Raw genomic sequence first — 23,233 nt, 5'->3', positions numbered from 1 at the left:
CGGACTCTGCGCCTCCTGGGTCCCGGCTCTGCGCAGCAACGCCAAAGCGTTGCAGCGCGTCCGGGACACGAGAGGAACGACTTCACTTGTCTCGTGCCGTCCGATCGCCCACACTCCCCAACCATCCAACCAATCACAGGAATAAGAACATGACTCGCGTTCGCTGTATCACCGAGATGGGCATGGGCGTCGACGTTCATGGCAGGGACGCCACCAAGGCGGCGAAGCGTGCCGTGTCGGATGCCATCAGGCATTCGAGCCTCGGCTTCTTCCGGATGATCGACAAGACCGCGAACGACATGTTCGTGGACGTCACAATTGCGGTGCCGAATCCCGAAGCCGTCGACAAGGAAGCCGTCGCGAAGGAGCTGCCTTACGGTACTGTCACCGTCAACGCGGTGAAGGGCGGGCTGGAGATCCCCTCGGCCGCGGAACAGGGCAACGACCCCATCCTCATCGCCAATGCCGCCGTCATCGTCAGCTTCGACAAGGACTAGGCCGGTGTCCAACGGTGACGCAACGCTGCTGGATCGCCCGATCTGGAGCGCGCTGACGACCAGCCACAAACATCTGGCCGAGGGTGGCCCGCGAGCGCTGCGTTATCCGGTCGACGTGACGCCCTTTGCCGACATGGTCGACATGTCCGAGACGAGCTTTGCCGCGCTCCGTGATCTCCTGTCGGGCTCGCAGGTCGCCGCGCTGTTCACTCCGGAGGCCGTCGACGTTCCCGCAGGTTTCAAGGTTGTGCTGGCCGGACCCTGCGAGCAGATGATCGGCTCTCCGGCCGACAGTCCGCTTCGCGATGCCGAGATCGTCCGGCTGGGTGCAGCCGACGTTCCCGCCATGATGGCGCTGACGGAGTTGACGAAGCCCGGTCCATTCGCGCGGCGCACGCACGAACTCGGGACGTTCCTCGGCATCCGCGCGGGCGGCGAATTGGTCGCGATGGCCGGCGAGCGCATGAAGCCGGGCAACTTCGTCGAGATGACGGCCGTCTGCGTCCACCCCGACCATCGCGGCCGGGGCTACGCGCAGGCGCTGCTCGCGGCGGTCGCGCGCCAGATCGAGGCGCGCGGCGAAATTCCGTTCCTGCACGTGTTCTCGAGCAACTCATCGGCCATCGCGCTGTACCAGCGGCAGGGGATGTGGATTCGGCGCAGCCTGCACGTCACTGCGTTCATGAAGCAGGAATGAGCCGCGCCGTCCGGTCAGGCTTCTCATCCGGCGAATTCACGCTATATCGATCCCACCATCATTGGGGGAAGCACATGGACGCCAGAACACCTGATTTTTCCGCCACGCGGACGGCAATGCAGCGTTACGTCGATCAGGAGATCATTCCGGGGGCATCCTGGGCGGTGCTGCGCGGCCGCGAGGTCGTCGATCAGCAATGCGTCGGTTTTGCCGATCGCGAGGCGAGCACCGCGCTGAGGCCCGATCACATTTTTCGCGCGTTCTCCAACACCAAGATCTTCGTCACCTGCGCGATCATGCTGCTGGTCGAGGAAGGCCGCATCGGGCTCGATGACGTCGTGGAGAAATTCCTGCCGCAACTCGGCAATCGCAAGGTTCTGAAGCCGGGCGCTTTGAGCCTTGCCGACGTCGAACCGGCGAAGAGCCCGATCACGATCCGGCAGCTTCTGACTCATACCTCCGGCCTCAGCTACGGCGTCTTTGATCCCGGTACGGTGTTGTTCAAAGCCTATAACGAGGCACGGGTTCTCAATCCGTTGACGCCGCTGACCGGCATGATCGACCAGCTCGCCGATCTGCCGCTGTCCTTTCATCCCGGCGCGTCCTGGGAATATTCGGTCGCGACCGACGTGCTCGGGCGTGTCGTGGAGGTCGTCTCCGGCAAGTCGCTCGACGCCGTCCTCAAGGCGCGCATCTTCGAGCCGCTCGGCATGACCGACACCGGCTTCCACGTGCCGGACGCGCAGCAGGGCAGGCTGGTGGCACTCTACAACGGCGCGGATGTGCTCGACCCCATGAAGCCCGGCCTCACCCGGGCCGACGACCTGCCTTATCCGCAGGCCTATCGGCGGCAGTTCCCGCGGCTGTCGGGCGGCGGTGGACTGGTCTCGAGCTTGCCCGACATGCTCGCTTTGATACGGGCGCTGCTCCCGGGCTCGGATGCTCTGCTGAAGCCGGAGACGTTGCGGCAGATGATGACGAACCAGTTGCCCGCCGGCGAGAACATCCGCTTCGCCAATCTCGGCCCGATCCCCGGCAAGGGCTTTGGCCTCGGCGGCGCCGTCACCTTCGCGCCGATGCCGTTCGATCCCCCGAATTCGACCGGCGAATTCCAGTGGGGCGGCCTTGCCGGCACCCATTGGTGGATCTGCCCGCAGGCGAATACCGCCAGTGTGCTGATGACGCAGCGCTACATGGGCTTCTGGAATCCGTTCTTCTTCGAATTCAAGCGTCTGGCCTATCAGGCTGTCGGAGGCTGATCGCGAAAAAAATTACACGTTGCCGCGAATCCTTTCCGGCTGTCGCGCCCTCTCTTGAGGGTCGAGGCATTTTGCTTCGGCTCGTCTCGGAGGATGTGATGGCATTTTACAGGAAGAACATCGGCGGCCTGCATCAGGCCGTGCGGATCGCCTTGGGCGTCGCGGTGACGGTCGCGGCGTTCGTGTATCTCACCGGCGCCGCGGCGTGGCTGGTGGCGCTCGGTGGCGCCGGTTTCGCGCTGACCGGCCTCGTCGGTTATTGTCCGATGTGCGCGATGGCCGGCATCGGAAGGGGAGGCGAGTCGTGAGCGCCGCTGTGATCTCGCCGGACCTGTTCGAGGCCGCGCGCCTCGGCGATCCCCAGGCGATCGTGTCTCTGCTCGAGACGGCGCAGCCGAACATCCGTCGCTATGCCCGCGCCACCTGTCGCAGCTCGGCGGATGCCGAGGATGCGGCGCAGGAGGCGCTGTGGATCCTGTTTCGCCATGTCGGCACGATCCGCTCGTGGCTGGCGTTTTCGGCCTGGTTGTTCAGCGTGGTCCGTCGCGAATGCCTGCGGCTCGCCCGCAAGGTAGGCCTCGCGCCGGCGATCGACGGCGGAGAGGCGGAGGCGCTGCTGCTGTCGCGTCCTGAAGCCGATTTGCGGCTCGACGTCGCGGCGGCCTTCGAGGCACTGCCGCCGCACTACCGCGATGTCGCTCTGATGCGCGACGTCAAGGAAATGACCATCGACGAAATCGCCGTCGCACTCGGTGCGACCCGGCAGACCGTAAAGGCCCGTCTGCATCGCGCCCGCGCCCTGCTGCGCGAATATCTGACGAGATGAGCCATGACCTGTTATCAAGGCCCTGACGATCTGAAATCCATCCCGGCCTTTGTGGCGCTCGCGCCGGTCGAGGCCAACGCGTTCCTTGCGTTCAACCACGCGGTCGAGCGCAAGGACGGATTGATTCCGCCAAAATATCGCGAGCTGATCTCGCTCGCGGTCGCGCTCACCACGCAATGCGCCTATTGCCTCGATGTGCACACGGCGAAGGCGGCGAAGGCCGGTGTAACGCGCGAAGAAATCGCGGAAGCCGCGCTGATTGCGGCGGCGGTTCGCGCCGGCGGCACGCTCGGCCACGCGTTGCTGGCGCAACGCCTGTTCGAGCAGCACCGGAGCGAGGAACTGGGATAGAGGAGCGGGCGGATGTCCGTCGGGGATCAGGAAATTGCCAAACTATCTCGGCCTCGATGGATTTCGCTTCGGCTGGGTCGCCGCCTGGATCGACCATCGCGGTGATCACGGCTTCGATTATTCGCCGGGTCTCGCGCGGCTGCTCGCGCTGCCGCATGCCCGGGCGATGATCGACATGCCGATCGGATTGAAATGGAGCGGATATCGCGTCTGCGATTTGCGCGCACGCGAGCTGGTCGGTCCCGCCGTGTTTCTCGGCGCGCGCCGCGGCCTCTGGAGCTTTGCCGACATGGCCGCAGCCAACCGTCACTACTGGGAGCGCGAGGGCAAGGGCAGGGGCGTGTCGGCGCAGCTCTGGAACATCAGGGACAAGATCGGGGACGTCGACGCGATCATGACGCCGACGCGGCAGGCGACCATCGGCGAAGCGCATCCGGAATTGATTTTCTGGAATCTGGCTGGGCGGGCCCGGCTTCCTAAGAAGACATCGGCGGAGGGCCGCGAGCAACGCATCGCACTCCTGCAGCAGCGCGGCTTCGTGCGCTTGCCGAAATGGCTGAATCAACGACACGGCACCGGCATCGGCCATGACGATCTCATTGACGCCTGTGCCTGCGCGGTCGCGGCACGCGACAGCACGCAGCGGTTCGGCGGGGAGGAGACCGACCCGCGGGGCTTGCGGATGGAGATCAATTATTGAGGCTGCCGGCGTGCGAGGATCGGGAAAAAGCTGCAATTTATTTGAAGCTTGCAGGAACAGACGACGGCCGGCCCGCGTTCCCCGTGCGAACCTAACACGGAGAAGCTCGTCCGATGAGGGATGCCAGTCAGTTCGCGACCGCGATGCTTGCGCTCGTCTTCACCGGAGCACTGCTCGTCACCGGCCAGCTCTTCATCGAGCAACGCGCACAGCGCGATGTGATGCACGCCACCAACCATTTGCTGCGGCCGTTGTGACCTGTACGGGAAAATGATCTGACCACTCGACCTTGCGTCGTTCGTTCGCTTGCCTAAACTAGGCGGCATCTCATGAACGAAGCCGGGGTCCTGATGTCCGATCTGTCCGCCTTTCCCGTCACCAAGCGCTGGCCGGCCAAGCACCCGGAGCTGCTCCAGCTCTATTCGCTGCCGACGCCGAACGGCGTCAAGGTCTCGATCATGCTGGAAGAGATCGGGCTTCCCTACGAAGTCCATCTCGTCGATTTCGGCAAGGACGACCAGAAGACACCGGAGTTCCTCTCGCTTAATCCGAACGGCAAGATCCCGGCGATCCTCGATCCCAACGGTCCCGGCGGCAGGCCGCTGCCGCTGTTCGAATCCGGAGCGATCCTGCAATACCTCGCGGAGAAGACCGGCAAGCTGCTGCCGCAGGATGCCGCGCGCCGTTATCAGACCATTCAGTGGCTGCATTTCCAGATGGGCGGCATCGGGCCGATGTTCGGGCAGGTCGGCTTTTTCCACAAATTCGCCGGCAAGGATTTCGAGGACAAGCGGCCGCTCGAGCGCTACGTGGGCGAGGCCAGGCGGCTGCTCGGGGTGATGGAGATGCATCTTGCCGGCCGGCAATGGTTCATGGACGACGATTACACCATCGCCGACGTCTCCATGCTCGGCTGGGTGCGCAACCTCATCGGTTTCTACGGCGCCGGCGATCTCGTCGCGTTCAGCCAGTTCAATTCCGTCGCCGCCTGGCTCGAACGCGGGCTGGCGCGTCCGGCGGTCGAGCGTGGGCTGAACATTCCGAAGCGGCCGTGAGGTTCGAAGAGGCTTGAGGCTAGAACAGCCGTCCGCCGTTCGGCACGGGCTTGCTCGGCTGCACCAGGACGACCTTGCCGTCGACATCGGGGAAACCGAGGGTCAGCACCTCCGAGACAACAGGGCCGATCTGGCGCGGCGGGAAATTCACGACCGCAGCAACCTGTCGGCCCACCAGCGTTTCAAGCGGATGATTTTCGGTGATCTGGGCCGAGCTCTTGCGCACGCCGATCGCGGGACCGAAGTCGATCCACAGCCGCCAGGCCGGCTTGCGCGCCTGCGGGAACGGCTTTGCATCGACGATGGTGCCGACGCGGATATCGACCGCGAGAAAAGTGTCGAAGTCGATGGTCGGCGACGCAGTCGCGCCTGGATCATGAGTGACGTGCATGGAGTGTCCGTTCGAAGAGATGGCGTCGTTCGCAATATTGTCGCGCGAACCGGAGTTGCGTACAACGCTTTGGGATCACGATACGACGCATGCGCGAGGAACGTTTTGCCCAACATCATCTACGGCATCAAGAACTGCGACACCATGAAGAAGGCGCGCGCCTGGCTCGACAGCCATGGCGTCGCCTACGCGTTTCACGACTACAAGACAGCGGGCGTGGAGAAGGACAAGCTCAAGCAGTGGAGCGACAAGGTCGGTTGGGAGACGCTGCTCAACCGCGCCGGGACGACTTTCAAGAAGCTGCCCGATGCCGACAAGGAAGGCCTCTCCGAGAAAAAGGTGCTGGCATTGATGCTAGCGCAACCATCGATGATCAAGCGGCCGGTGCTTGAAGTCGGCGGCAAGCTGCTGGTCGGTTTCAAGCCGGATATCTATGCCAAGGAAGTCACGACCAAAGACGCCGACGCCAAATCGCGCTGAGCGCTAGTTCAGCTCGATGATCTCGGTGGGAACACCGGAGCCCTGCTGGTCCACGAATTCGACCAGCTCGGCCGGCGCGATGCGGCCGGGGGTGCGATGGAACAGGTCGCGGTCGATCACCTTGCGCAATCTCGGGCGCGGCAGCGCGTCATTTCCGCGCATCAGATTCTTGATCTCGAAGCCGCCGTCCTCGCAGAAGGTCTTGAGCGATGCGATGATGTGACAGACCTTGCCGTCGGTCTGGAAGGGCAGCAGCAGGCGCTCATAGGCGACGACACGGCCGTAGATGTCGTCGACGTCGGCAATGCTGTAGACCGGCAGCCCGCGCGCCACGCATTCATGATAGACCGGCATCACCAGGGGCACGAGACGCGGCCCGATATAGTCGTCGAGCAGAACGCCCTTGCCGGTGTGTCCATAGGCGCGCGAGATGCGCGTACCTTCGCTCTGGATGGTCAGACGCGGTGTCGGCGTCGACATGTCCACCGTATAATAGATCAGATCGGAGAGCTCTTCCTCGAGCCGCGCAGGCTGGTACTCCCAGATCGCCGGGGCCGTCTGCTCGCGCGCATAGAGCCGCAGCCACGTGTTCAGGAGATCACGCTGCCTGATCGACTTGACCACGGAAGGAGCGGCGCTTGCAAAATCCAAGACAATATTCCCGGCGAATAGAAATTCCGGACGCATGAAACCCGCGCATGATCCTCGCCGCGGGAAAATTTTCTATGAAGGCTGGCGCATGGAACGAAAGACCGTTAACGACGGCTTGATGACCGGCGCTTTGCGAACCGGGAAGCCGGGCAGGCGCGACATCAAAACACGTCCGACTAAGGGAGCATAAGTCTCCCGGCCGGAGGCCTGACCTGCTCAGCTTTCCGCCTTGCCTAACCCCCGTCACCTCCGGCATATTCCGCGCCCGGAGGCGGCGTTCCGGATAGGCTCCAGGGAGTGGCTCCAAGGCCTCCGGAAAGCCGAAGCAACAAGGATAGCCACGCGCGTTGTGCGGGCAGGGGGAAAACTGTTTGGCCGATGAGTTCATTCTCGAAACGGAAGGCTTGACCAAGGAGTTCGCGGGCTTCTTCGCCGTCCGCGACGTTGCGCTCAAGGTTCGCCGTGGGAGCATTCACGCGTTGATCGGCCCGAACGGCGCCGGCAAGACGACGTGCTTCAATCTTTTGACCAAGTTCCTCAAACCGTCTGCCGGAAAAATCCTGTACAAGGGGCAGGACATCACCGCGATGGCGCCCGCCGACGTGGCCCGCCTGGGGCTGGTTCGCTCGTTCCAGATCTCGGCGGTATTCCCCCATCTCACAGCGCTGGAAAACGTCCGCGTCGCGCTTCAGCGCCAGCACGGCAGCTCCTTCGATTTCTGGCGCTCCAAATCCGTGCTCAACCAGTTCAACGATCGCGCGCGCGAGCTGTTGAACGATGTCGGCCTCAGCGAGTTTTCCAATACGCCTGCGGTCGAGATGCCCTACGGGCGCAAGCGCGCACTGGAGATCGCAACCACGCTCGCGCTCGACCCCGAGATGATGCTGCTGGACGAACCGATGGCCGGCATGGGCCACGAGGACATCGACAAGATCGCGGCGCTGATCAAGCGCATCTCCGCGAAATACACCATCCTGATGGTCGAGCATAATCTGAGCGTCGTGGCCAATCTCTCCGACATCATCACCGTGTTGACGCGCGGGCAGGTGCTGGCGCAAGGCCATTACAGCGAGCTCACCAAGGACGAACGCGTCAAGGAAGCCTATCTGGGAGCCGGTCATGGCTGAGACTGCAACGGCGGAAGCTCCCGCAAAGGCCGCGAGCGGCGGCAACCTCCTCCAGGTCCGCAACCTGGAAGCCTGGTACGGCGAGTCCCACATCCTGCACGGGATCAACTTCGACGTGAACGCGGGCGAGGTCGTCACCCTGCTCGGGCGCAACGGCGCCGGCAAGACCACCACGCTGAAGTCGATCATGGGCATCATCGGCAAGCGCACCGGCTCGGTGAAGTTCAACAACCAGGACATCATCCGCACGACCTCGGACAAGATCGCGCGGATGGGAATCGCGTTCTGCCCGGAAGAACGGGGAATTTTCGCCAGCCTCGATGTCCGGGAGAACCTGCTGCTGCCGCCGGTGGTGCGTCCGGGCGGATTGCCGCTCGAGCAGATCTTCGATCTGTTTCCGAACCTGAAGGAACGGCTCAACAGCCAGGGAACCAAGCTCTCCGGTGGCGAGCAGCAGATGCTCGCGATCGCGCGCATCCTGCGCACCGGCGCGAACTTCCTGATGCTGGACGAGCCGACCGAGGGTCTCGCGCCCGTCATCATCCAGCAGATCGGCCAAACCATTGCGCGGCTCAAGAAGGAGGGTTTTACGATCCTCCTGGTCGAGCAGAACTTCCGGTTCGCATCCACCGTCGCCGACCGCTATTACGTGGTCGAGCACGGCAAGATCATTGACGGATTTTCCAATGCGGAGCTTGCCGCCAATATGGACAAGCTCCACACGTATCTCGGCGTCTAGAACGGCCAATAAGAAGATTCATAAGGAAGTAGCATGATGACAAAGTCGATTGCGTCGTTTCTGCTCGGCACGGCGCTGGCCGTGACCGCCACCGGTGCAGCTTTCGCGCAGGACAAGACCGTCAAGATCGGCGCGCTGTCCGATCAGTCCGGGCTCTATGCCGACCTCGGTGGACCGGGCTCGACGCTCGCCGCGCAGATGGCCATTGAAGATTCCGGCCTGGCCGCGAAGGGCTGGAAGATCGACATCATCTCGGGTGATCACCAGAACAAGCCCGACATCGGCACCGCGATCGCGCGGCAATGGTTCGACGTCGACAAGGTTGACATCATCGTCGACGTACCGAATTCCGGCGTGGCGCTCGCGGTCAACAACGTCGTCAAGGAAAAGAACGGCGTCTATATCAACTCGGGTGCTGCGACTTCGGACCTCACCAACGCGCAGTGCTCGCCCAACACGGTGCACTGGACCTACGACACCTACATGCTGGCCCACACCACCGGCCAGGCTCTGGTGAAGGCCGGTGGCGACACCTGGTTCTTCCTGACCGCCGACTACGCCTTCGGCGCGGCGCTGGAGCGCGACACCACCGCGGTCATCACCGCCAACGGCGGCAAGGTGGTCGGCGGCGTCAAGCACCCGCTGAACACGCCGGATTTCTCGTCCTTCCTGCTGCAGGCGCAGGCTTCCAAGGCCAAGATCATCGGCCTTGCCAATGCCGGCGGCGACACCACCAACACGATTAAGCAGGCGGCCGAGTTCGGCATCGTCAAGGGCGGCCAGAAGCTCGCGGCGCTGCTGCTGTTCCTCACCGACGTCAAGGCGATCGGGCTCGAGACCGCTCAGGGCCTCAACTTCACCGAGACCTTCTACTGGGACATGAACGACCAGACCCGGGCGTTCTCGAAGCGCTTTGCCGAGAAGATGAAGAACAACGCGCCGCCCACCATGGTGCAGGCCGGCGTCTATGCGGGCGTGCGTCACTATTTCAAGGCACTGGAAGCGCTCGGCGGCAACCCGCATGACGGCGCCAAGGTCGTCGAGAAGATGAAGTCGATGCCGACGGAAGACGATCTGTTCGGCAAGGGCGAGATCCAGCCCAACGGCCGCACCATCCACAATGCCTATCTGTTCGAGGTGAAGAAGCCCTCCGAGTCCAAGGGACCGTGGGACTTCTACAAGCTGGTCGGCACGGTGCCGGGCGACCAGGCCTTCACGCCGCTGTCCGAGAGCAAGTGCGCGCTGTTGAAGAAGTAAGATAACCGCCCGCAGGCCATCAGGCTTGCGGGCGACTTTCAGGGAACGCCGAAGGGATCGGGTGCGGGATCGATGCAGGCTCTTTACGCTCAGCTACTGGTGGGACTGATCAACGGCTCGTTCTACGCGCTGCTCAGTCTCGGGCTTGCCGTGATCTTCGGCATGCTCAACATCATCAATTTCGCCCACGGTGCGCTCTACATGATGGGCGCGTTCGTCGCCTACTTCCTGCTGAACATCGGCGGCATCAACTACTGGTGGGCGTTGCTGCTTGCCCCGATCATCGTCGGCATCTTCGGCATGATCCTCGAACGGACCATGCTGCAATGGCTGACGGGGCTCGATCATCTTTACGGCCTGCTCCTGACCTTCGGCATTGCGCTGATCGTGCAGGGCGTGTTCCAGAACTATTTCGGCTCCTCTGGCATGCCTTACGCCATTCCGGACCAGCTCAAGGGCGGTATGAATCTCGGCTTCATGTTCCTGCCCATCTATCGCGGCTGGGTCGTCATCTTCTCGCTGGTAGTCTGCATCGCGACCTGGTTCCTGATCGAGAAGACGCGGCTCGGCGCCTATTTGCGTGCCGCCACTGAAAACCCGACGCTGGTGCGCGCCTTCGGCGTCAACGTGCCGCGCATGATCACGCTGACCTACGGCCTCGGTGTCGGCCTGGCCGCGCTTGCTGGCGTGCTGTCGGCGCCGATCAACCAGGTGCGGCCGCTGATGGGCGCCGACCTGATCATCGTGGTGTTCGCGGTGGTCGTGATCGGCGGCATGGGATCGATCATGGGCTCCATCATCACCGGCTTTGCGCTCGGTGTGATCGAGGGCATGACCAAATATTTCTACCCCGAGGCCTCCAACACCGTCGTGTTCGTGCTGATGGTGCTGGTCCTCTTGGTGAAGCCAACGGGATTGACGGGAAGGGCGGCCTGATATGACAGCCTTGACGGACGACACGCTGCCGGTAACCCCGCGCTCGATCCGCGATGAGATGATCGTGTTCGTGGTGATGGCGCTGCTGCTGGCTTCGGTGCCATTCACGGGAGTCTACCCGTTCTTCGTAATGCAGGCGCTGTGCTTCGCGCTGCTCGCCTGCGCCTTCAACCTGCTGATCGGCTATGGCGGTCTGCTGTCCTTCGGTCATGCGATGTTCTTAGGCACGGCCGGCTATTGCAGCGCGCATGCGCTGAAGGTCTGGGCGCTGCCGCCCGAACTCGGCATCCTCGTCGGCGTCGCCGGTGCCTTCGTGCTCTCGCTCATCACGGGCTATATCTCGATCCGCCGCCAGGGCATCTATTTCTCGATGATCACGCTGGCGCTGTCGCAGCTTTTGTACTTCATCTACCTCCAGGCGCCGTTCACCCATGGTGAAGACGGCATCCAGGGCATCCCGCAGGGACGCATGTTCGGCGTCTTCGATCTAACCAAGCCGACCGTGCTCTACTATGTGGTGCTGGTCGGCTTCCTCGCCGGCTTCCTGCTGATCTTCCGCATCATCAACTCACCGTTCGGCGAAGTCCTCAAGGCGATCCGCGAGAACGAGCCGCGCGCGATCTCGCTGGGTTACCGCACCGATCAGTACAAATTCCTGGCGTTCGTCCTGTCGGGCACGCTGGCCGGCTTTGCCGGTGCGCTGAAAGTCTTCGTGGCGCAGAATGCCTCGCTCACCGACGTGCACTGGTCGATGTCGGGCGAAGTCGTGCTGATGACGCTGGTCGGCGGACTCGGAACCGTGTTCGGTCCCGTGGTCGGCGCCTTCGTGATCATCGCCATGCAGCAATATCTGGCGGGGTTCGGCCAGTGGGTGACCGTGATCCAGGGCTCGATCTTCGTGATCTGCGTGCTCACCTTCCGCCGCGGCGTCATCGGCGAAATCGCGCATTACTTCCGGCGGTCGCTGTAAGCCGTTGATATAATGGAAGATGTGTTGACGCGCGAAAGCGGTGGATGATCCGGCTCCACGGGCGTGAGGTGGCACGCGCGTGGATCGAAAATGGTCTATGACAGTTTTATGACGGCCCGCTCGGGCCAGGCCATCATCCAACCGGTAGTCTCTCCCCCATGATGCGATTGTTTCGCGCTTTCTTGCCCAAGGAAGAACGGTTCTTCGACCTGTTCGACCGCCACGCCCAGACCGTGATCCAGGGCTCGATCGCGCTCCAGAGCATGCTCAACGGGGGCGAGGAGACGCCGGTCTATTGCCAGCGCGTCAACCAGTTCGAGAACGATGCGGACAACATCACCCGTGAGGTGCTGACCGCGGTGCGCCGCACCTTCATCACCCCGTTCGACCGCGGCGACATCAAGAACCTGATCACCTCGATGGACGACGCCATCGACCAGATGCAACAGACCGCCAAGGCCGTGATGCTGTTCGAGGTCCGCAGCTTCGAGCCGCCGATGCGGGAGATCGGCGGGCTCCTGATCGAATGCGCCAATCTGGTCGGTCGTGCGCTGCCGTTGATGCAGAAGATCGGCCAGAACGTGGCCATGCTGACCGCGATCACGGAAGAGCTGGGCAAGCTGGAAGGCCGCGTCGACGATCTCCATGATATCGGGCTGAAGGAACTGTTCCTCAAGCATCGCGACGGCAACGCGATGGATTTCATCGTCGGCGCAGAGATCTACGACCATCTCGAGAAAGTCGCCGACCGCTTCGACGACGTCGCGAACGAGATCAACAGCATCGTCATCGAGCAAGTTTAGGGCAGGGGCCACGCCGTGGATGTTGCGTTGGGTCTTCCCGTCCTGGTCGGATTGATCGCCGTCGCGCTGCTGTTCGACTTCCTGAACGGCCTGCACGACGCCGCCAATTCGATCGCGACCATCGTCTCGACCCGCGTGCTGCGGCCGCAATACGCGGTGTTCTGGGCCGCGTTCTTCAATTTTGTCGCCTTCATGGTGTTCGGGCTGCACGTCGCCCAGACCATCGGCACCGGCATCATCGATCCCGCGATCGTGGATGCCCAGGTGATCTTCGCGGCGCTCGTCGGCGCCATCGTCTGGAACCTGGTGACATGGGCGCTCGGGATCCCATCGTCCTCGTCTCACGCGTTGATCGGCGGCTTGTTTGGTGCCGGTGTGGCCAAAGCCGGCCTTTCGGCGGCGGTCTGGAGCGGATTGTCCAAGACGGTGATCGCCATCGTGCTGTCTCCGCTGGTCGGCTTCCTGCTCGCGATGGTGCTGGTTGCGATCGTCTCCTGGGCTTCGGTGCGCTCCACGCCCTTTGCCGTGGATCGCGCCTTCCGAATCCTGCAATTCGCCTCCGCCTCGCTCTATTCGCTCGGCCATGGCGGCAACGACGCCCAGAAGACCATGGGCATCATCGCCGTGCTGCTCTATTCGCAGGGCCAGCTCGGCGGCGAATTCTTCGTCCCCTTCTGGGTGGTGCTCTCGTGCCAGGCCGCGATGGCGATGGGGACCTTGATGGGCGGCTGGCGCATCGTCCGCACCATGGGCCTGCGCATCACCAAGCTGACCCCGATGCAAGGCTTTTGCGCCGAGACCGGCGGTGCCGCGACCCTGTTCATGGCGACCTTCCTCGGCGTTCCCGTCTCGACCACCCACACCATCACCGGCGCCATCGTCGGTGTCGGCGCCGCCCGGCGCCTCTCGGCGGTGCGCTGGAACGTCGCCAGCTCGATCGTCTATGCCTGGGTGATCACGATGCCGGCCTCGGCCATCGTCGCCGCGCTCTCCTGGTGGGCGGTCAAGATCTTCCTCAGGTAACCAGCTTCAGCCCGACGATCCCGGCGACGATCAGCCCGATGCTGGCGAGGCGGAACGCGGTGGCCGGCTCGCCGAACAGGATGATGCCGAGCGTCGCGGTACCGACCGCGCCGATGCCGGTCCAGACTGCATAAGCGGTTCCAATCGGCAGCGATTTGAGGGCGAGCCCGAGCAGGATGATGCTGCCGGCCATGGCGCCAAGCGTGAGGACCGACGGAACGAGCTTGCTGAACCCCTCGGTATATTTGAGGCCGATCGCCCATGAGACCTCCAGCAGACCGGCGACAAACAGGATGCTCCAGGCCATGACGACCCTCCATTCAAGGCAGGGGCGTCCCCGCGACTGGTGTGCTGATGGGAAGGGAAGGCCGTCCCTCCCAACCTGATCCCAGGCCGGATATGGGACTGGCCGGAAGGCTCCGCAATCACCAGATGAGGCTTGATCAGGCTCATTTTCCCTGCCAAACGCTGCCGCAATGTCCGACATCGCCACCACAGCCGAATCGACGGCCCGTTCCTCGCTTGCCGCTGAAGTGTCGCGGCGGCGTACCTTTGCGATCATCTCGCATCCGGACGCCGGCAAGACCACGCTGACCGAAAAGCTGCTGCTGTTCGGTGGCGCCATCAATCTGGCCGGCCAAGTCAAGGCCAAGGGCGAGCGGCGCAACACGCGTTCGGACTGGATGAAGATCGAGCGCGAGCGCGGCATCTCGGTCGTGACCTCGGTCATGACCTTCGAGTTCGAGGGGCTGGTGTTCAACCTTCTGGACACGCCGGGCCACGAAGACTTTTCGGAAGATACCTATCGCACGCTCACGGCGGTCGATTCCGCCGTCATGGTGATCGACGCTGCCAAGGGCATCGAGGCGCGCACCCGAAAGCTGTTCGAGGTGTGTCGTCTTCGCGACATCCCGATCATCACCTTCATCAACAAGATGGACCGCGAGAGCCGCGACGTCTTCGAGCTTCTGGACGAGATCGAGAAGACGCTGGCGCTCGATACCACGCCAATGACCTGGCCTGTCGGCCGCGGCCGCGAGTTCCTCGGCACCTATGACGTCGTCAATGGCGGCGTGCGCCTGCTCGAAGGCGGCGGCGCCAAGACCGGCGCGGCGCAGCAGATCGAGATCGCCGAGCTCGGCAAGCTCAACGCCAATCTCGACGTGTCGGCGGTGAAGGACGAGCTCGAGCTCGTCACCGCAGCTTCAAAACCGTTCGAACTCGAAGCGTTTCGCGAGGGCCATCTGACGCCGGTTTATTTCGGCAGCGCGTTGCGCAATTTCGGCGTCGGCGACCTGCTGCAAGGACTCGGCAAGTTCGCGCCCGAGCCGCGCGCGCAGGAGAGCGACCAGCGCAAGGTCGAAGCCACCGACCCGCGCATGAGCGCCTTCGTGTTCAAGATCCAGGCCAACATGGATCCCAACCACCGTGACCGCATCGCCTTCGCTCGCCTCTGCTCCGGCAAGCTGAGCCGCGGCATGAAGGCGAAGCTCGTGCGCACCGGCAAGAGCATGCCGCTGTCCAGCCCGCAATTCTTCTTCGCGCAGGACCGTTCGGTTGCGGACGAGGCCTACGCCGGCGACGTCGTCGGCATTCCCAACCACGGCACGCTGCGCATCGGCGATACGCTGACCGACGGTGAGGATTTCAACTTCGTTGGCGTGCCGAGCTTTGCGCCGGAAATCGTCCGCCGCGTACGTCTTACGGATGCGATGAAGGCGAAGAAGCTGAAGGAAGCGCTTCAGCAGATGTCGGAAGAGGGTGTTGTGCAGGTGTTCCGCCCGCGCGACGGCGCGCCCGCGCTGGTCGGCGTCGTCGGCGCGCTCCAGCTCGACGTGCTCAAGGCGCGGCTGGATGCGGAATATTCCCTGCCGGTCGAATTCGAGGTCAGCGAGTTCCAGCTCGCGCGCTGGGTCTCGTCGGACGACCGCAAGAAGCTCGACACCTTCATCGCGGCCAACACCTCCAGCATCGCCGACGATGTCGACGGCGATCCCGTCTATCTGGCGCGGAACGAGTTCTATCTCGGCTACACCAGGGAACGGGCCGAGGGCATCGAGTTCACCAACGTCAAGGACGTCAAGAAGAAGGGGTAGGGGCGTTCCGCCCCACCGCGGTCATGCCCGCGCAGGCGGGGCATCCAGTACGCCGCAGCCTCTCGGCTCAATCACAATCGCCTCTGGGATACTGGATCGTCCGGTCGAGCCGGACGACGACACCGCGTGTACGCGCGAGCATGTGAACGCTTGCGGGCTTGACGGCTTCTCCGGCGATGCCACGTTCTGGTCATGTGGCGCGGCATCCTTGTTTTCCTCCTGCTGGCGATCTCGACGATCGCCACGGACGCGCGGCCCCGGCAAATCAACCCCATTCCGTTTTCGCACGAGCCGTGCAGCGTCCTCGATGGAAGGCCCTGCACGCCGTCCTATTGCAGCCCGCTCGAGCCTGGTCCCTGCATTCCCGAGATCGACTATCCCTACGGCCAGAACCTCCAGCTCACGATCCAAAGCGTACCGTCAGAGGCGGATCGCGCCAAATATCAAAAGCCGGATCACGATCTCGATACGATCGGCGATCTCTTCGCCGAGCTGCGCACTTGCTGGTCGCCGCCAACGGACAATGCCCGCGCGGGCATGCAGATCGCCGTGCGCTTCAGCTTCAACAAGTCGGGCGGCCTGATCGGCCCGCCGCGCCTGACCTTTGCGACCGCGGGCGTGCCCCCCGAGACGAGAACCACCTATCTCAATGCGATCAATTCATCGTTGAACGCCTGCCTGCCGCTGAAATTCACCGGGGGTCTTGGCGGTGCCCTCGCCGGGCGGCCGATCGCGATCCGGTATGTCGACAATCGGACCTTGGGAAAATAACAGCCGGGACATCTCTATCCCCTCATCCTGAGGAGCGCGTTCTTACGCGCGTCTCGAAGGATGCAGGCCGCGCTGTTGCAGCAGCCGGGCCTGCATGGTTCTCGCGGCGATGCGAAGCATCGTCCGCTGACGGCGCTTCGCGCCTCCTCACCATGAGGGGTGAGAGTTGCGACCCGCGGCCAATCGATGATAGGCCATGGGCTGGGGCGCTGGTTGAGGAGAGAATCTCGTGGGTCTGCTGGTTATGATCCTGGGGCTTGCGCTGTTTTTTGCGGCGCATGTGTTCACGACGAAACGCGAGGCGCGCGCGCAGGCCATCGCGAGACTGGGCGAGGGGACCTACAAAATCCTCTATTCGCTTGCCTCGCTCGCGGGGCTCGCGTTGATCATCTGGGGCTTCGCGCATTATCGCGCGACGGGCTGGATCGACGTCTGGTATCCACCGAAGGCGCTGAAGCACATCACGCTCGCACTGATGCTGCCCGCGGTCATCCTGGTGGTTGCGTCCTATCTGCGCGGCCGCATCTATGCGACGCTGAAACATCCGATGCTGGCCGGCATCAAGCTGTGGGCGGCGGCGCATCTTCTGGCCAATGGCGATCTCGGCTCCATCATCCTGTTCGGCTCGTTCCTGGGCTGGGCGGTGTATGATCGCATTACGCTGAAGCGTCGGACTGATGGTGGCGGTCCGCCGATTCCGGTCGGCGGCGTCACCAACGATCTGATCGCGGTCGTGGTTGGAATCGTCGCTTATCTGGCGCTGGCGTTTGCGTTCCATCCCGTCGTCATCGGCGTTCCCGTGATGGGCGGCTAGCCGATCAGCACAAGACAAGACGGCATGCCCATGCGCGGAAGATAACGAGAGCAACAAGCCAAGGCATTCCGATGGACTGGTCGCATTCTCAGATCCCGCCCATGCGGTTCGAGGCGCGCTTCGGCGATCGGGTCGTGCCGGCATTTTGCGATCGGCCGTCGAGCCTGTGGGCGATGATTGCGGACGCCTGCGCCCGCAATCCCGACGGCGAAGCGCTGATCTCAGGCCAGGTCCGGCTCAGCTGGCGGCAGGCCGCGGAGCAGGCTGCGCGGATCGCGGCGGGATTTCGCAAGCTCGGATTGCAGCGCGGCGATCGTGTCGCGATCCTGCTCGGCAACCGGGTCGAATTCCCGCTGCTGCTGTTTGCTGCCGCGCATGAGGGGCTCGTCACGGTGCTGCTCAGCACGCGGCAGCAGAAGCCGGAAATCGCCTATGTGCTCGCCGACTGCGGCGCAAAGATATTGATTTTCGAGGCGGCGCTCGCGGAACGGCTGCCGGATGTGCCCGAACTGGTCCACCGCATCGCTGTCGACGACGATCCGGCTTTGTCGCGTTTCGCTGTGCTGGCAGACAACGCACCGGCCTCGACACCGGTCGAGACGAGCGAGGAGGACACCGCCATGATCCTCTACACCTCGGGCACGACAGGCAAGCCGAAGGGTGCGATGCTGGCCCATTGCAACATCGTCCATTCCTCGATGATCTTCGTGTCCTGCCTGCAATTGACGGCGGCCGACCGCTCGATCGCGGCGGTGCCGCTCGGCCACGTCACCGGTGTCGTCGCCAACATCACCACGATGATCTGCTGCGGTGGCGCGCTGATCATCATGCCGGAGTTCAAGGCCGGCGAATATCTCAAGCTCGCCGCGCGCGAGCGCGTCACCTACACGGTGATGGTGCCGGCGATGTACAATCTCTGCCTGCTCCAGCCGGATTTCGAGAGTTACGATCTATCGAGCTGGCGCATCGGCGGCTTTGGCGGCGCACCAATGCCGGTTGCCACCATCGAGAAGCTCAAGGCGATCATTCCCGGCCTCGAGCTGGCGAACTGCTACGGCGCGACCGAGACGACATCGCCGTCCACGATCATGCCGGGCAGCTTGACGGCAAGCCATATCGACAGCGTCGGCCTGCCGTGTCCGGGTGCGCGCATCCTGGCGATGGACGCGGACGGACGCGAGCTGCCGCCTGGGGAAATCGGGGAGCTCTGGATCCAGAGTGCCTCCGTCATCAAGGGCTATTGGAACAATCCAAAAGCCACGGCCGAAAGCTTCACCAGCGGGTTCTGGCATTCCGGCGATCTCGGCTCGGTCGACGCGGAGGGATTTGTCCGGGTGTTCGACCGGCAGAAGGACATGATCAATCGCGGTGGCCTGAAGATCTATTCGGCCGAGGTCGAATCCGTGCTGGCCGGCCACCCGGCCGTGGTCGAGAGCGCGATCGTCGCCAAGGCGTGTCCGGTGCTGGGCGAGCGCGTTCACGCCGTGGTGGTGGCGCGCGCACCGGTGGATAGCGAGTCCTTGCGGGCCTGGTGCGCGGAGCGGCTGTCCGACTACAAAGTCCCGGAGACCATGGTGATCACCGCGGAGCCCTTGCCGCGCAATGCCAATGGCAAGGTGCTGAAGCGGCAGCTGCGGGAGCTGTTGGGGACCTGACCCGAGGAGGCGGTCTCTCCGGGCTGTCCCGGGTGGTTAACGCCTTGATCGGGCTCGCTTTGCCTTGCCACCGCCATATCGTTAGGGTACCTCGCCGCCACGTGGGGACGGGATTCCTGACGCGAACGCTTTGGCGCGCGCACCCGGACGGGCATGGGATAAGCATAAGTGTCTGAATTATTTGACGAAGTCGACGAGGAAGTACGTCGCGAACAGCTCAAGAAGCTGTGGGACAAGTATTCAATTTTGTTCATCGCCCTGATGGTGCTGATCGTCGCCGCCGTGGGTGGCTGGCGCGGTTACCAATATCTGGAGGCCAAGAAGGCTGCCGAGGCCGGTGCCGCCTTCGAGAAGGCCGCCGAACTGTCCGATCAGGACAAGCATGCGGAGGCCGAAGCGGCCTTCACCGAGCTCGCTGCAAAGGCTCCATCGGGCTATCGCACTCTGGCGCGGCTGCGTGCCGCGGCCGAGGCGGCGGCCCGCGATCGCAAGGCGGGCGCCAAGCTGTATGACGACATCGCCGCCGACCGCAGCGTAGGCGGCGAGTGGCAGGATCTGGCAAAGATTCGCGCGGCCGGTCTCCTGCTCGACAGCGCCGGCTATGCCGACATGCAGCAGCGGCTGGAAGCCTCCACCGCGCCTAAATCGACCTTCCGTCATACCGCCCGCGAGATGCTGGCGCTGTCGGCCTGGCGCAACAACGATATGACTGCCGCCCGCAAATGGCTCGACGCGATTGCCGAGGATGGCGAAACGCCGCCCGGCCTGCGCTCACGCGCCGAGGCGCTACAGGCCCTGCTGCCGCCCGTAGCGAAGAGCTGAGCCGAGAGCTGAGACGAGATACCGACATGCGCCGCACGCCACGCTTGATCGCAGCCGCCGTCCTGATCGCCTTCACGGGCGTCCTGGGCGGTTGCTCCAGCTTCGATCCGAGCGACATGCTCGACTTCCTCGATACCAAGAAGAAGCTGCCGGGCGACCGCAAGCTGGTGTTCCCGGAAGGCGTGCCCGGCCTCGAGCAGGGCGTTCCGAAGGATATGTACAAGGGCGCACAGCAACAGCCCGATCCGAACGGACCCGCCGTCGCGGCTCTGCCCACCGAGCCTCCGCCCGAGCCGGCCAAGCCCGCGAAGGGTGCCAAGGCGAACAAGACCAGGCAGCCGGCCAGCGCGGCCGTCGCGCCGGCTGAGGCGCCCGCCGGGGAAGTCGATGGCGAGGCCCAACCCGAGGCCGCGCCGCCCGCGGCCACTCCGCCGCCCAGGCAGAAGATCGTGCGCAAGCGCACCACCGCGCCGCCGCCCGATCAACCCGTCCAGCAGGCGCAACCGACCCAGACCACCCAGCAGCAAACGCAGGGCGCCTTCCCGGCGCCGATGCCGAGCGGCAGCTTCTCGCGCTAATTTTTCATTTCATTGACAGGCGCGGCTCCGGCAGCGCACGAATGACCCATGTCCTTTAAGATTGCCATTATCGGCCGACCCAATGTCGGCAAGTCGACGCTGTTCAACCGCCTGGTTGGGCAGAAGCTCGCGCTTGTCGATGACCTGCCCGGGGTCACCCGTGACCGCCGCGAGGGCGAGGCCAGGCTCGGCGATCTCGACTTCACGATCATCGATACCGCCGGCCTCGATGAGGGCGCCAAGGGCTCGCTGACCGCCCGCATGCAGGAGCAGACGGAGGCCGCGATCGCACAGGCCGACGCGCTGTTCTTCGTGATCGATGCCCGCATGGGCCTCACACCCAACGATAGCGCCTTCGCCGAGTTCGCCCGCAAGGCCAACAAGCCGGTGCTGCTCGTCGCCAACAAGAGCGAAGGCAAGCATGGCGATGCCGGCGCGATGGAGGCTTTCGCGCTCGGCCTCGGCGATCCCATCCAGATCTCGGCCGAGCACGGCGAGGGCCTGGGTGAGCTCTATGACGCGCTGAGAGAGCTGATGCCGGAGCCCGTCGAGGAGGACGACGTCGAGGACGACGAGCCGCTGACGGAGGAGGAGGCGGCCACGCGTCCGATCCGGGTCGCGATCGTCGGGCGGCCGAACGCCGGCAAGTCGACGATGATCAATCATCTGCTCGGCGAGGAGCGCCTGCTGACGAGCCCGGAGGCCGGCACCACGCGCGATTCCATCGCGGTCGAGATCAACTGGAAGGGTCGCGAGTTTCGCGTGTTCGACACCGCGGGTCTGCGCCGGCGCTCGCGGATCGAGGAGAAGCTCGAGAAGCTCTCGGTCGCCGACGCACTGCGCGCGGTGCGCTTTGCCGAAGTCGTCGTGATGATGATGGATGCGCAGAACCGCTTCGAGGAGCAGGATCTTCGCATCGCCGACCTGATCGAGCGCGAGGGTCGCGCCGTCGTGCTCGCTGTCAACAAATGGGACCTGATGGAGAGCAAGGGTGGCGGTGCGATCTCGAACCTGCGCCGCGATGCCGATCATCTGCTGCCGCAGATCAAGGGCGTGCCGATCGTCGCCGTCTCCGGCTTGATGGGCGAGGGCATTGACCGATTGATGCAGGCGATCCAGGATGCCTATGCGCTTTGGAACAGGCGTGTGTCGACCGCGGCGCTGAACCGCTGGTTCGAGGAGGCGGTGCAGGCGAATCCGCCGCCGGCCGTGTCCGGACGACGGCTGAAGCTGAATTACATCACGCAGACCAAGGCCCGCCCGCCGAGCTTCGTGCTGTTCTGCTCGCGTGCGGACGCGGTGCCGCAGTCCTATCTGCGCTATCTCACCAATTCGCTGCGTGAGGCCTTCGAACTGCCCGGCACACCGGTGCGCATCACCCTGCGCGAGAAAGCCAATCCGTTCGCCCACAAGCGCAAGCGGCCGTCGTGAGCAACGACGCCGGCGAGGCGATGGCGCAGGGCGCAGCGCCAGTCCGGCGCGGTGCGGTCGCCTTCATCTTCGTCACCATCCTGCTCGACATGCTCGCGCTCGGCGTGATCATGCCGATCCTGCCAAAATTGATCGAGAGCTTCGTCGACAACGACACGGCGCACGCGGCCCGCATCTTCGGCCTGTTCGGCACCGCCTGGGCGCTGATGCAGTTCGTGTTCTCGCCGGTGCTCGGCGCGCTGTCGGATCGCTTCGGGCGGCGGCCGGTGGTGCTGCTGTCGAATTTCGGGCTTGCGGCCGATTATGTGCTGATGGCGCTGGCGCCGTCGCTGGTCTGGCTGTTTGTCGGCCGCGTCATCTCGGGCATCACCTCGGCCAGCATCTCGACCGCCTTTGCCTATATTGCCGACATCACGCCGCCGGAGCGGCGCGCAGCGGTGTTCGGCAGGATTGGCGCTGCCTTCGGCGCCGGCTTCGTGCTGGGGCCGGCGCTGGGCGGCCTGCTCGGCGATATCGATCCGCGCCTGCCGTTCTGGGCCTCGGCGGCCTTAAGCCTGGCCAATGCGCTCTACGGGCTCTTCGTCCTGCCGGAATCGCTGGCGCCGGATAAGCGCGCGCCGTTCCGCTGGAGGAGCGCCAATCCGCTCGGAGCGCTCCGCCTGCTGCGTTCCAACGCGGTCCTCGCTGCGTTGTCTGTCGTCAACTTCATCGCTCAGGTCGCGCATGTCGTGCTGCCCTCGACCTTCGTGCTCTATGCCACCTATCGCTACGGCTGGGATTCCAAAACCGTGGGACTGACGCTGGCGATGGTCGGCATCTGCGCCATGGTGGTGCAGGGGCTCGCCATCGGCCCGATCGTGCGCGTGTTCGGCGAGCGCAACGCCTTGTTGCTCGGCCTGTGCTGTGGCGCGATCGGCTTCGTGATCTTCGGCGCGGCGCCGACCGGGCCGCTGTTCTGGCTCGGCATTCCCGTGATGTCGCTGTGGGGCATTTCGGGCGCCGCCATGCAATCGCTGATGACGCGGCTGGTCGCGCCCGATCAGCAGGGCCAGTTGCAGGGCGCGACCGCGAGCGTGCAGAGCGTATCGCAGCTCGTCGGCCCGTTCCTGTTCACGCTGACGTTTTCATATTTCATCGGCGCGAGCGCGCCGTGGCAGCTACCCGGCGCGCCGTTCCTGCTCGCGGCGGTGTTGATGGCGGCGTGCGTGGCGATCGCGGTGCGGGCGCTGGGAGCGGCGAGATCAGAACCGTAGGGCGGATTAGCGAAGCGTAATCCGCCACCTTGTCCGAGGCGGGAGAAGAGG

Annotated in this window: 28 protein-coding genes; 25 read left to right on the top strand and 3 right to left on the bottom strand. The window is 64.1% G+C overall.

Annotation, left to right across the window (positions count from 1 at the left end):
• The first annotated feature begins 149 nt into the window (after positions 1-149).
• The 9 genes from AC0L2J_RS03055 (at position 150) to AC0L2J_RS03015 (ending at position 5,385) form a co-directional block, all read left to right on the top strand.
• Entirely contained in the window at positions 150-497 is a 348-nt protein-coding gene (locus tag AC0L2J_RS03055; RefSeq protein WP_007609201.1) for a Lin0512 family protein, read from the top strand.
• Positions 463-1,194 carry a GNAT family N-acetyltransferase gene (locus AC0L2J_RS03050; protein ID WP_156526705.1) on the top strand — a complete coding sequence of 244 codons (732 nt, stop codon included), beginning with the start codon at positions 463-465 and terminating at the stop codon, positions 1,192-1,194. Before AC0L2J_RS03055 ends, AC0L2J_RS03050 begins: the two co-directional genes overlap by 35 nt.
• Positions 1,195-1,268: 74 nt before the next feature.
• Entirely contained in the window at positions 1,269-2,453 is a 1,185-nt protein-coding gene (locus AC0L2J_RS03045) for a serine hydrolase domain-containing protein (protein WP_473387101.1), read from the top strand.
• A gap of 98 nt (positions 2,454-2,551) precedes the next feature.
• Positions 2,552-2,761, top strand: a complete 210-nt coding sequence (locus AC0L2J_RS03040; RefSeq protein WP_473387098.1) for a YgaP family membrane protein — start codon at positions 2,552-2,554, stop codon at positions 2,759-2,761.
• Positions 2,758-3,279: an RNA polymerase sigma factor gene (locus AC0L2J_RS03035; RefSeq protein WP_473387096.1), complete on the top strand. Its 522-nt coding sequence runs from the start codon at positions 2,758-2,760 to the stop codon at positions 3,277-3,279. Before AC0L2J_RS03040 ends, AC0L2J_RS03035 begins: the two co-directional genes overlap by 4 nt.
• A 3-nt stretch (positions 3,280-3,282) precedes the next feature.
• Positions 3,283-3,630 carry a carboxymuconolactone decarboxylase family protein gene (locus tag AC0L2J_RS03030; RefSeq protein WP_473387094.1) on the top strand — a complete coding sequence of 116 codons (348 nt, stop codon included), beginning with the start codon at positions 3,283-3,285 and terminating at the stop codon, positions 3,628-3,630.
• Between the two features lie 34 nt (positions 3,631-3,664).
• On the top strand, positions 3,665-4,330 hold the full coding sequence (locus AC0L2J_RS03025) for a DUF429 domain-containing protein (RefSeq protein WP_473387093.1): 666 nt from the start codon (positions 3,665-3,667) through the stop codon (positions 4,328-4,330).
• Between the two features lie 113 nt (positions 4,331-4,443).
• On the top strand, positions 4,444-4,587 hold the full coding sequence (locus tag AC0L2J_RS03020) for a hypothetical protein (RefSeq protein WP_007609210.1): 144 nt from the start codon (positions 4,444-4,446) through the stop codon (positions 4,585-4,587).
• Positions 4,588-4,680: 93 nt separating this feature from the next.
• Entirely contained in the window at positions 4,681-5,385 is a 705-nt protein-coding gene (locus AC0L2J_RS03015) for a glutathione S-transferase family protein (protein ID WP_473248524.1), read from the top strand.
• Positions 5,386-5,404: 19 nt separating this feature from the next.
• Here the strand turns inward: AC0L2J_RS03015 and AC0L2J_RS03010 are convergent, their stop codons facing one another.
• Positions 5,405-5,776, bottom strand: a complete 372-nt coding sequence (locus AC0L2J_RS03010; RefSeq protein WP_473387091.1) for a tRNA-binding protein — start codon at positions 5,774-5,776, stop codon at positions 5,405-5,407.
• A 105-nt stretch (positions 5,777-5,881) separates the two neighbouring features.
• Here AC0L2J_RS03010 and AC0L2J_RS03005 point away from each other — a divergent pair, with 105 nt between their 5' ends.
• The gene (locus AC0L2J_RS03005; protein WP_473387089.1) at positions 5,882-6,256 is read left to right on the top strand and encodes an ArsC family reductase; all 375 of its coding nucleotides are present in this window, start codon (positions 5,882-5,884) and stop codon (positions 6,254-6,256) included.
• A 3-nt stretch (positions 6,257-6,259) separates the two neighbouring features.
• On the opposite strand, the gene AC0L2J_RS03000 is transcribed toward AC0L2J_RS03005, so the two are convergent.
• On the bottom strand, positions 6,260-6,943 hold the full coding sequence (locus AC0L2J_RS03000; RefSeq protein ID WP_007609231.1) for a hypothetical protein: 684 nt from the start codon (positions 6,941-6,943) through the stop codon (positions 6,260-6,262).
• Between the two features lie 335 nt (positions 6,944-7,278).
• Between AC0L2J_RS03000 and AC0L2J_RS02995 the strand changes: the two genes are divergently transcribed.
• The 7 genes from AC0L2J_RS02995 (at position 7,279) to AC0L2J_RS02965 (ending at position 13,762) form a co-directional block, all read left to right on the top strand.
• The gene (locus AC0L2J_RS02995) at positions 7,279-8,034 is read left to right on the top strand and encodes an ABC transporter ATP-binding protein (RefSeq protein WP_018459153.1); all 756 of its coding nucleotides are present in this window, start codon (positions 7,279-7,281) and stop codon (positions 8,032-8,034) included.
• Complete coding sequence (locus AC0L2J_RS02990) at positions 8,027-8,773, top strand: ABC transporter ATP-binding protein (RefSeq protein ID WP_473387087.1); 747 nt, start codon at positions 8,027-8,029, stop codon at positions 8,771-8,773. Before AC0L2J_RS02995 ends, AC0L2J_RS02990 begins: the two co-directional genes overlap by 8 nt.
• Before the next feature lie 33 nt (positions 8,774-8,806).
• Positions 8,807-10,030 (top strand): ABC transporter substrate-binding protein, encoded by a 1,224-nt coding sequence (locus tag AC0L2J_RS02985; protein ID WP_007609234.1) that lies wholly within the window; start codon positions 8,807-8,809, stop codon positions 10,028-10,030.
• A gap of 72 nt (positions 10,031-10,102) precedes the next feature.
• Positions 10,103-10,966, top strand: a complete 864-nt coding sequence (locus tag AC0L2J_RS02980) for a branched-chain amino acid ABC transporter permease (protein ID WP_007609236.1) — start codon at positions 10,103-10,105, stop codon at positions 10,964-10,966.
• Between the two features lies 1 nt (position 10,967).
• Positions 10,968-11,936 carry a branched-chain amino acid ABC transporter permease gene (locus tag AC0L2J_RS02975; RefSeq protein ID WP_007609238.1) on the top strand — a complete coding sequence of 323 codons (969 nt, stop codon included), beginning with the start codon at positions 10,968-10,970 and terminating at the stop codon, positions 11,934-11,936.
• A 158-nt stretch (positions 11,937-12,094) separates the two neighbouring features.
• Positions 12,095-12,739: a DUF47 domain-containing protein gene (locus AC0L2J_RS02970; protein WP_007609240.1), complete on the top strand. Its 645-nt coding sequence runs from the start codon at positions 12,095-12,097 to the stop codon at positions 12,737-12,739.
• A gap of 15 nt (positions 12,740-12,754) precedes the next feature.
• Complete coding sequence (locus AC0L2J_RS02965) at positions 12,755-13,762, top strand: inorganic phosphate transporter (protein WP_007609242.1); 1,008 nt, start codon at positions 12,755-12,757, stop codon at positions 13,760-13,762.
• Here AC0L2J_RS02965 and sugE read toward each other — a convergent pair.
• Entirely contained in the window at positions 13,755-14,069 is a 315-nt protein-coding gene (gene sugE, locus AC0L2J_RS02960) for a quaternary ammonium compound efflux SMR transporter SugE (RefSeq protein WP_007609247.1), read from the bottom strand. The genes AC0L2J_RS02965 and sugE overlap by 8 nt on opposite strands.
• 169 nt (positions 14,070-14,238) lie before the next feature.
• Here sugE and AC0L2J_RS02955 point away from each other — a divergent pair, with 169 nt between their 5' ends.
• The 8 genes from AC0L2J_RS02955 (at position 14,239) to AC0L2J_RS02920 (ending at position 23,182) form a co-directional block, all read left to right on the top strand.
• Positions 14,239-15,858 carry a peptide chain release factor 3 gene (locus tag AC0L2J_RS02955; protein WP_007609250.1) on the top strand — a complete coding sequence of 540 codons (1,620 nt, stop codon included), beginning with the start codon at positions 14,239-14,241 and terminating at the stop codon, positions 15,856-15,858.
• Positions 15,859-16,050: 192 nt separating this feature from the next.
• Positions 16,051-16,629 (top strand): hypothetical protein, encoded by a 579-nt coding sequence (locus tag AC0L2J_RS02950; RefSeq protein ID WP_007609252.1) that lies wholly within the window; start codon positions 16,051-16,053, stop codon positions 16,627-16,629.
• Positions 16,630-16,858: 229 nt separating this feature from the next.
• Positions 16,859-17,443: an NnrU family protein gene (locus AC0L2J_RS02945; RefSeq protein ID WP_007609254.1), complete on the top strand. Its 585-nt coding sequence runs from the start codon at positions 16,859-16,861 to the stop codon at positions 17,441-17,443.
• 71 nt (positions 17,444-17,514) lie between these two features.
• Complete coding sequence (locus tag AC0L2J_RS02940; RefSeq protein ID WP_473387084.1) at positions 17,515-19,098, top strand: class I adenylate-forming enzyme family protein; 1,584 nt, start codon at positions 17,515-17,517, stop codon at positions 19,096-19,098.
• A gap of 168 nt (positions 19,099-19,266) precedes the next feature.
• Positions 19,267-19,920, top strand: coding sequence for a tetratricopeptide repeat protein (locus AC0L2J_RS02935; protein WP_473387082.1), 654 nt, complete (start codon positions 19,267-19,269; stop codon positions 19,918-19,920).
• A 26-nt stretch (positions 19,921-19,946) separates the two neighbouring features.
• Positions 19,947-20,498, top strand: coding sequence for a hypothetical protein (locus AC0L2J_RS02930; protein WP_007609264.1), 552 nt, complete (start codon positions 19,947-19,949; stop codon positions 20,496-20,498).
• A 48-nt stretch (positions 20,499-20,546) separates the two neighbouring features.
• On the top strand, positions 20,547-21,929 hold the full coding sequence (gene der / locus AC0L2J_RS02925) for a ribosome biogenesis GTPase Der (RefSeq protein ID WP_007609265.1): 1,383 nt from the start codon (positions 20,547-20,549) through the stop codon (positions 21,927-21,929).
• On the top strand, positions 21,926-23,182 hold the full coding sequence (locus AC0L2J_RS02920; RefSeq protein WP_473387080.1) for a TCR/Tet family MFS transporter: 1,257 nt from the start codon (positions 21,926-21,928) through the stop codon (positions 23,180-23,182). Before der ends, AC0L2J_RS02920 begins: the two co-directional genes overlap by 4 nt.
• Positions 23,183-23,233: the final 51 nt, after the last annotated feature.

It is taken from the genome of Bradyrhizobium sp. MV1.5, assembly GCF_055807615.1.
Note: the sequence above shows the minus strand (reverse complement) of the source record. Positions and strands in the feature narration are given on the sequence as shown.

Excerpts from the sequence above, each read along its gene's own strand:
- AC0L2J_RS03010 (WP_473387091.1), bottom strand. The coding sequence starts at position 5,776 with ATGCACGTCACTCATGATCCAGGCGCGACTGCGTCGCCGACCATCGAC.
- der (WP_007609265.1), top strand. The coding sequence starts at position 20,547 with ATGTCCTTTAAGATTGCCATTATCGGCCGACCCAATGTCGGCAAGTCG.
- AC0L2J_RS03040 (WP_473387098.1), top strand. The coding sequence starts at position 2,552 with ATGGCATTTTACAGGAAGAACATCGGCGGCCTGCATCAGGCCGTGCGG.
- AC0L2J_RS03055 (WP_007609201.1), top strand. The coding sequence starts at position 150 with ATGACTCGCGTTCGCTGTATCACCGAGATGGGCATGGGCGTCGACGTT.
- AC0L2J_RS02970 (WP_007609240.1), top strand. The coding sequence starts at position 12,095 with ATGATGCGATTGTTTCGCGCTTTCTTGCCCAAGGAAGAACGGTTCTTC.
- AC0L2J_RS02955 (WP_007609250.1), top strand. The coding sequence starts at position 14,239 with ATGTCCGACATCGCCACCACAGCCGAATCGACGGCCCGTTCCTCGCTT.
- AC0L2J_RS02975 (WP_007609238.1), top strand. The coding sequence starts at position 10,968 with ATGACAGCCTTGACGGACGACACGCTGCCGGTAACCCCGCGCTCGATC.
- AC0L2J_RS03050 (WP_156526705.1), top strand. The coding sequence starts at position 463 with ATGCCGCCGTCATCGTCAGCTTCGACAAGGACTAGGCCGGTGTCCAAC.
- AC0L2J_RS03020 (WP_007609210.1), top strand. The coding sequence starts at position 4,444 with ATGAGGGATGCCAGTCAGTTCGCGACCGCGATGCTTGCGCTCGTCTTC.
- AC0L2J_RS03045 (WP_473387101.1), top strand. The coding sequence starts at position 1,269 with ATGGACGCCAGAACACCTGATTTTTCCGCCACGCGGACGGCAATGCAG.
- AC0L2J_RS02990 (WP_473387087.1), top strand. The coding sequence starts at position 8,027 with ATGGCTGAGACTGCAACGGCGGAAGCTCCCGCAAAGGCCGCGAGCGGC.
- AC0L2J_RS02940 (WP_473387084.1), top strand. The coding sequence starts at position 17,515 with ATGGACTGGTCGCATTCTCAGATCCCGCCCATGCGGTTCGAGGCGCGC.
- AC0L2J_RS02985 (WP_007609234.1), top strand. The coding sequence starts at position 8,807 with ATGATGACAAAGTCGATTGCGTCGTTTCTGCTCGGCACGGCGCTGGCC.
- AC0L2J_RS02930 (WP_007609264.1), top strand. The coding sequence starts at position 19,947 with ATGCGCCGCACGCCACGCTTGATCGCAGCCGCCGTCCTGATCGCCTTC.
- AC0L2J_RS03030 (WP_473387094.1), top strand. The coding sequence starts at position 3,283 with ATGACCTGTTATCAAGGCCCTGACGATCTGAAATCCATCCCGGCCTTT.
- sugE (WP_007609247.1), bottom strand. The coding sequence starts at position 14,069 with ATGGCCTGGAGCATCCTGTTTGTCGCCGGTCTGCTGGAGGTCTCATGG.
- AC0L2J_RS02980 (WP_007609236.1), top strand. The coding sequence starts at position 10,103 with ATGCAGGCTCTTTACGCTCAGCTACTGGTGGGACTGATCAACGGCTCG.
- AC0L2J_RS02950 (WP_007609252.1), top strand. The coding sequence starts at position 16,051 with ATGTGGCGCGGCATCCTTGTTTTCCTCCTGCTGGCGATCTCGACGATC.
- AC0L2J_RS03000 (WP_007609231.1), bottom strand. The coding sequence starts at position 6,943 with ATGCGTCCGGAATTTCTATTCGCCGGGAATATTGTCTTGGATTTTGCA.
- AC0L2J_RS03015 (WP_473248524.1), top strand. The coding sequence starts at position 4,681 with ATGTCCGATCTGTCCGCCTTTCCCGTCACCAAGCGCTGGCCGGCCAAG.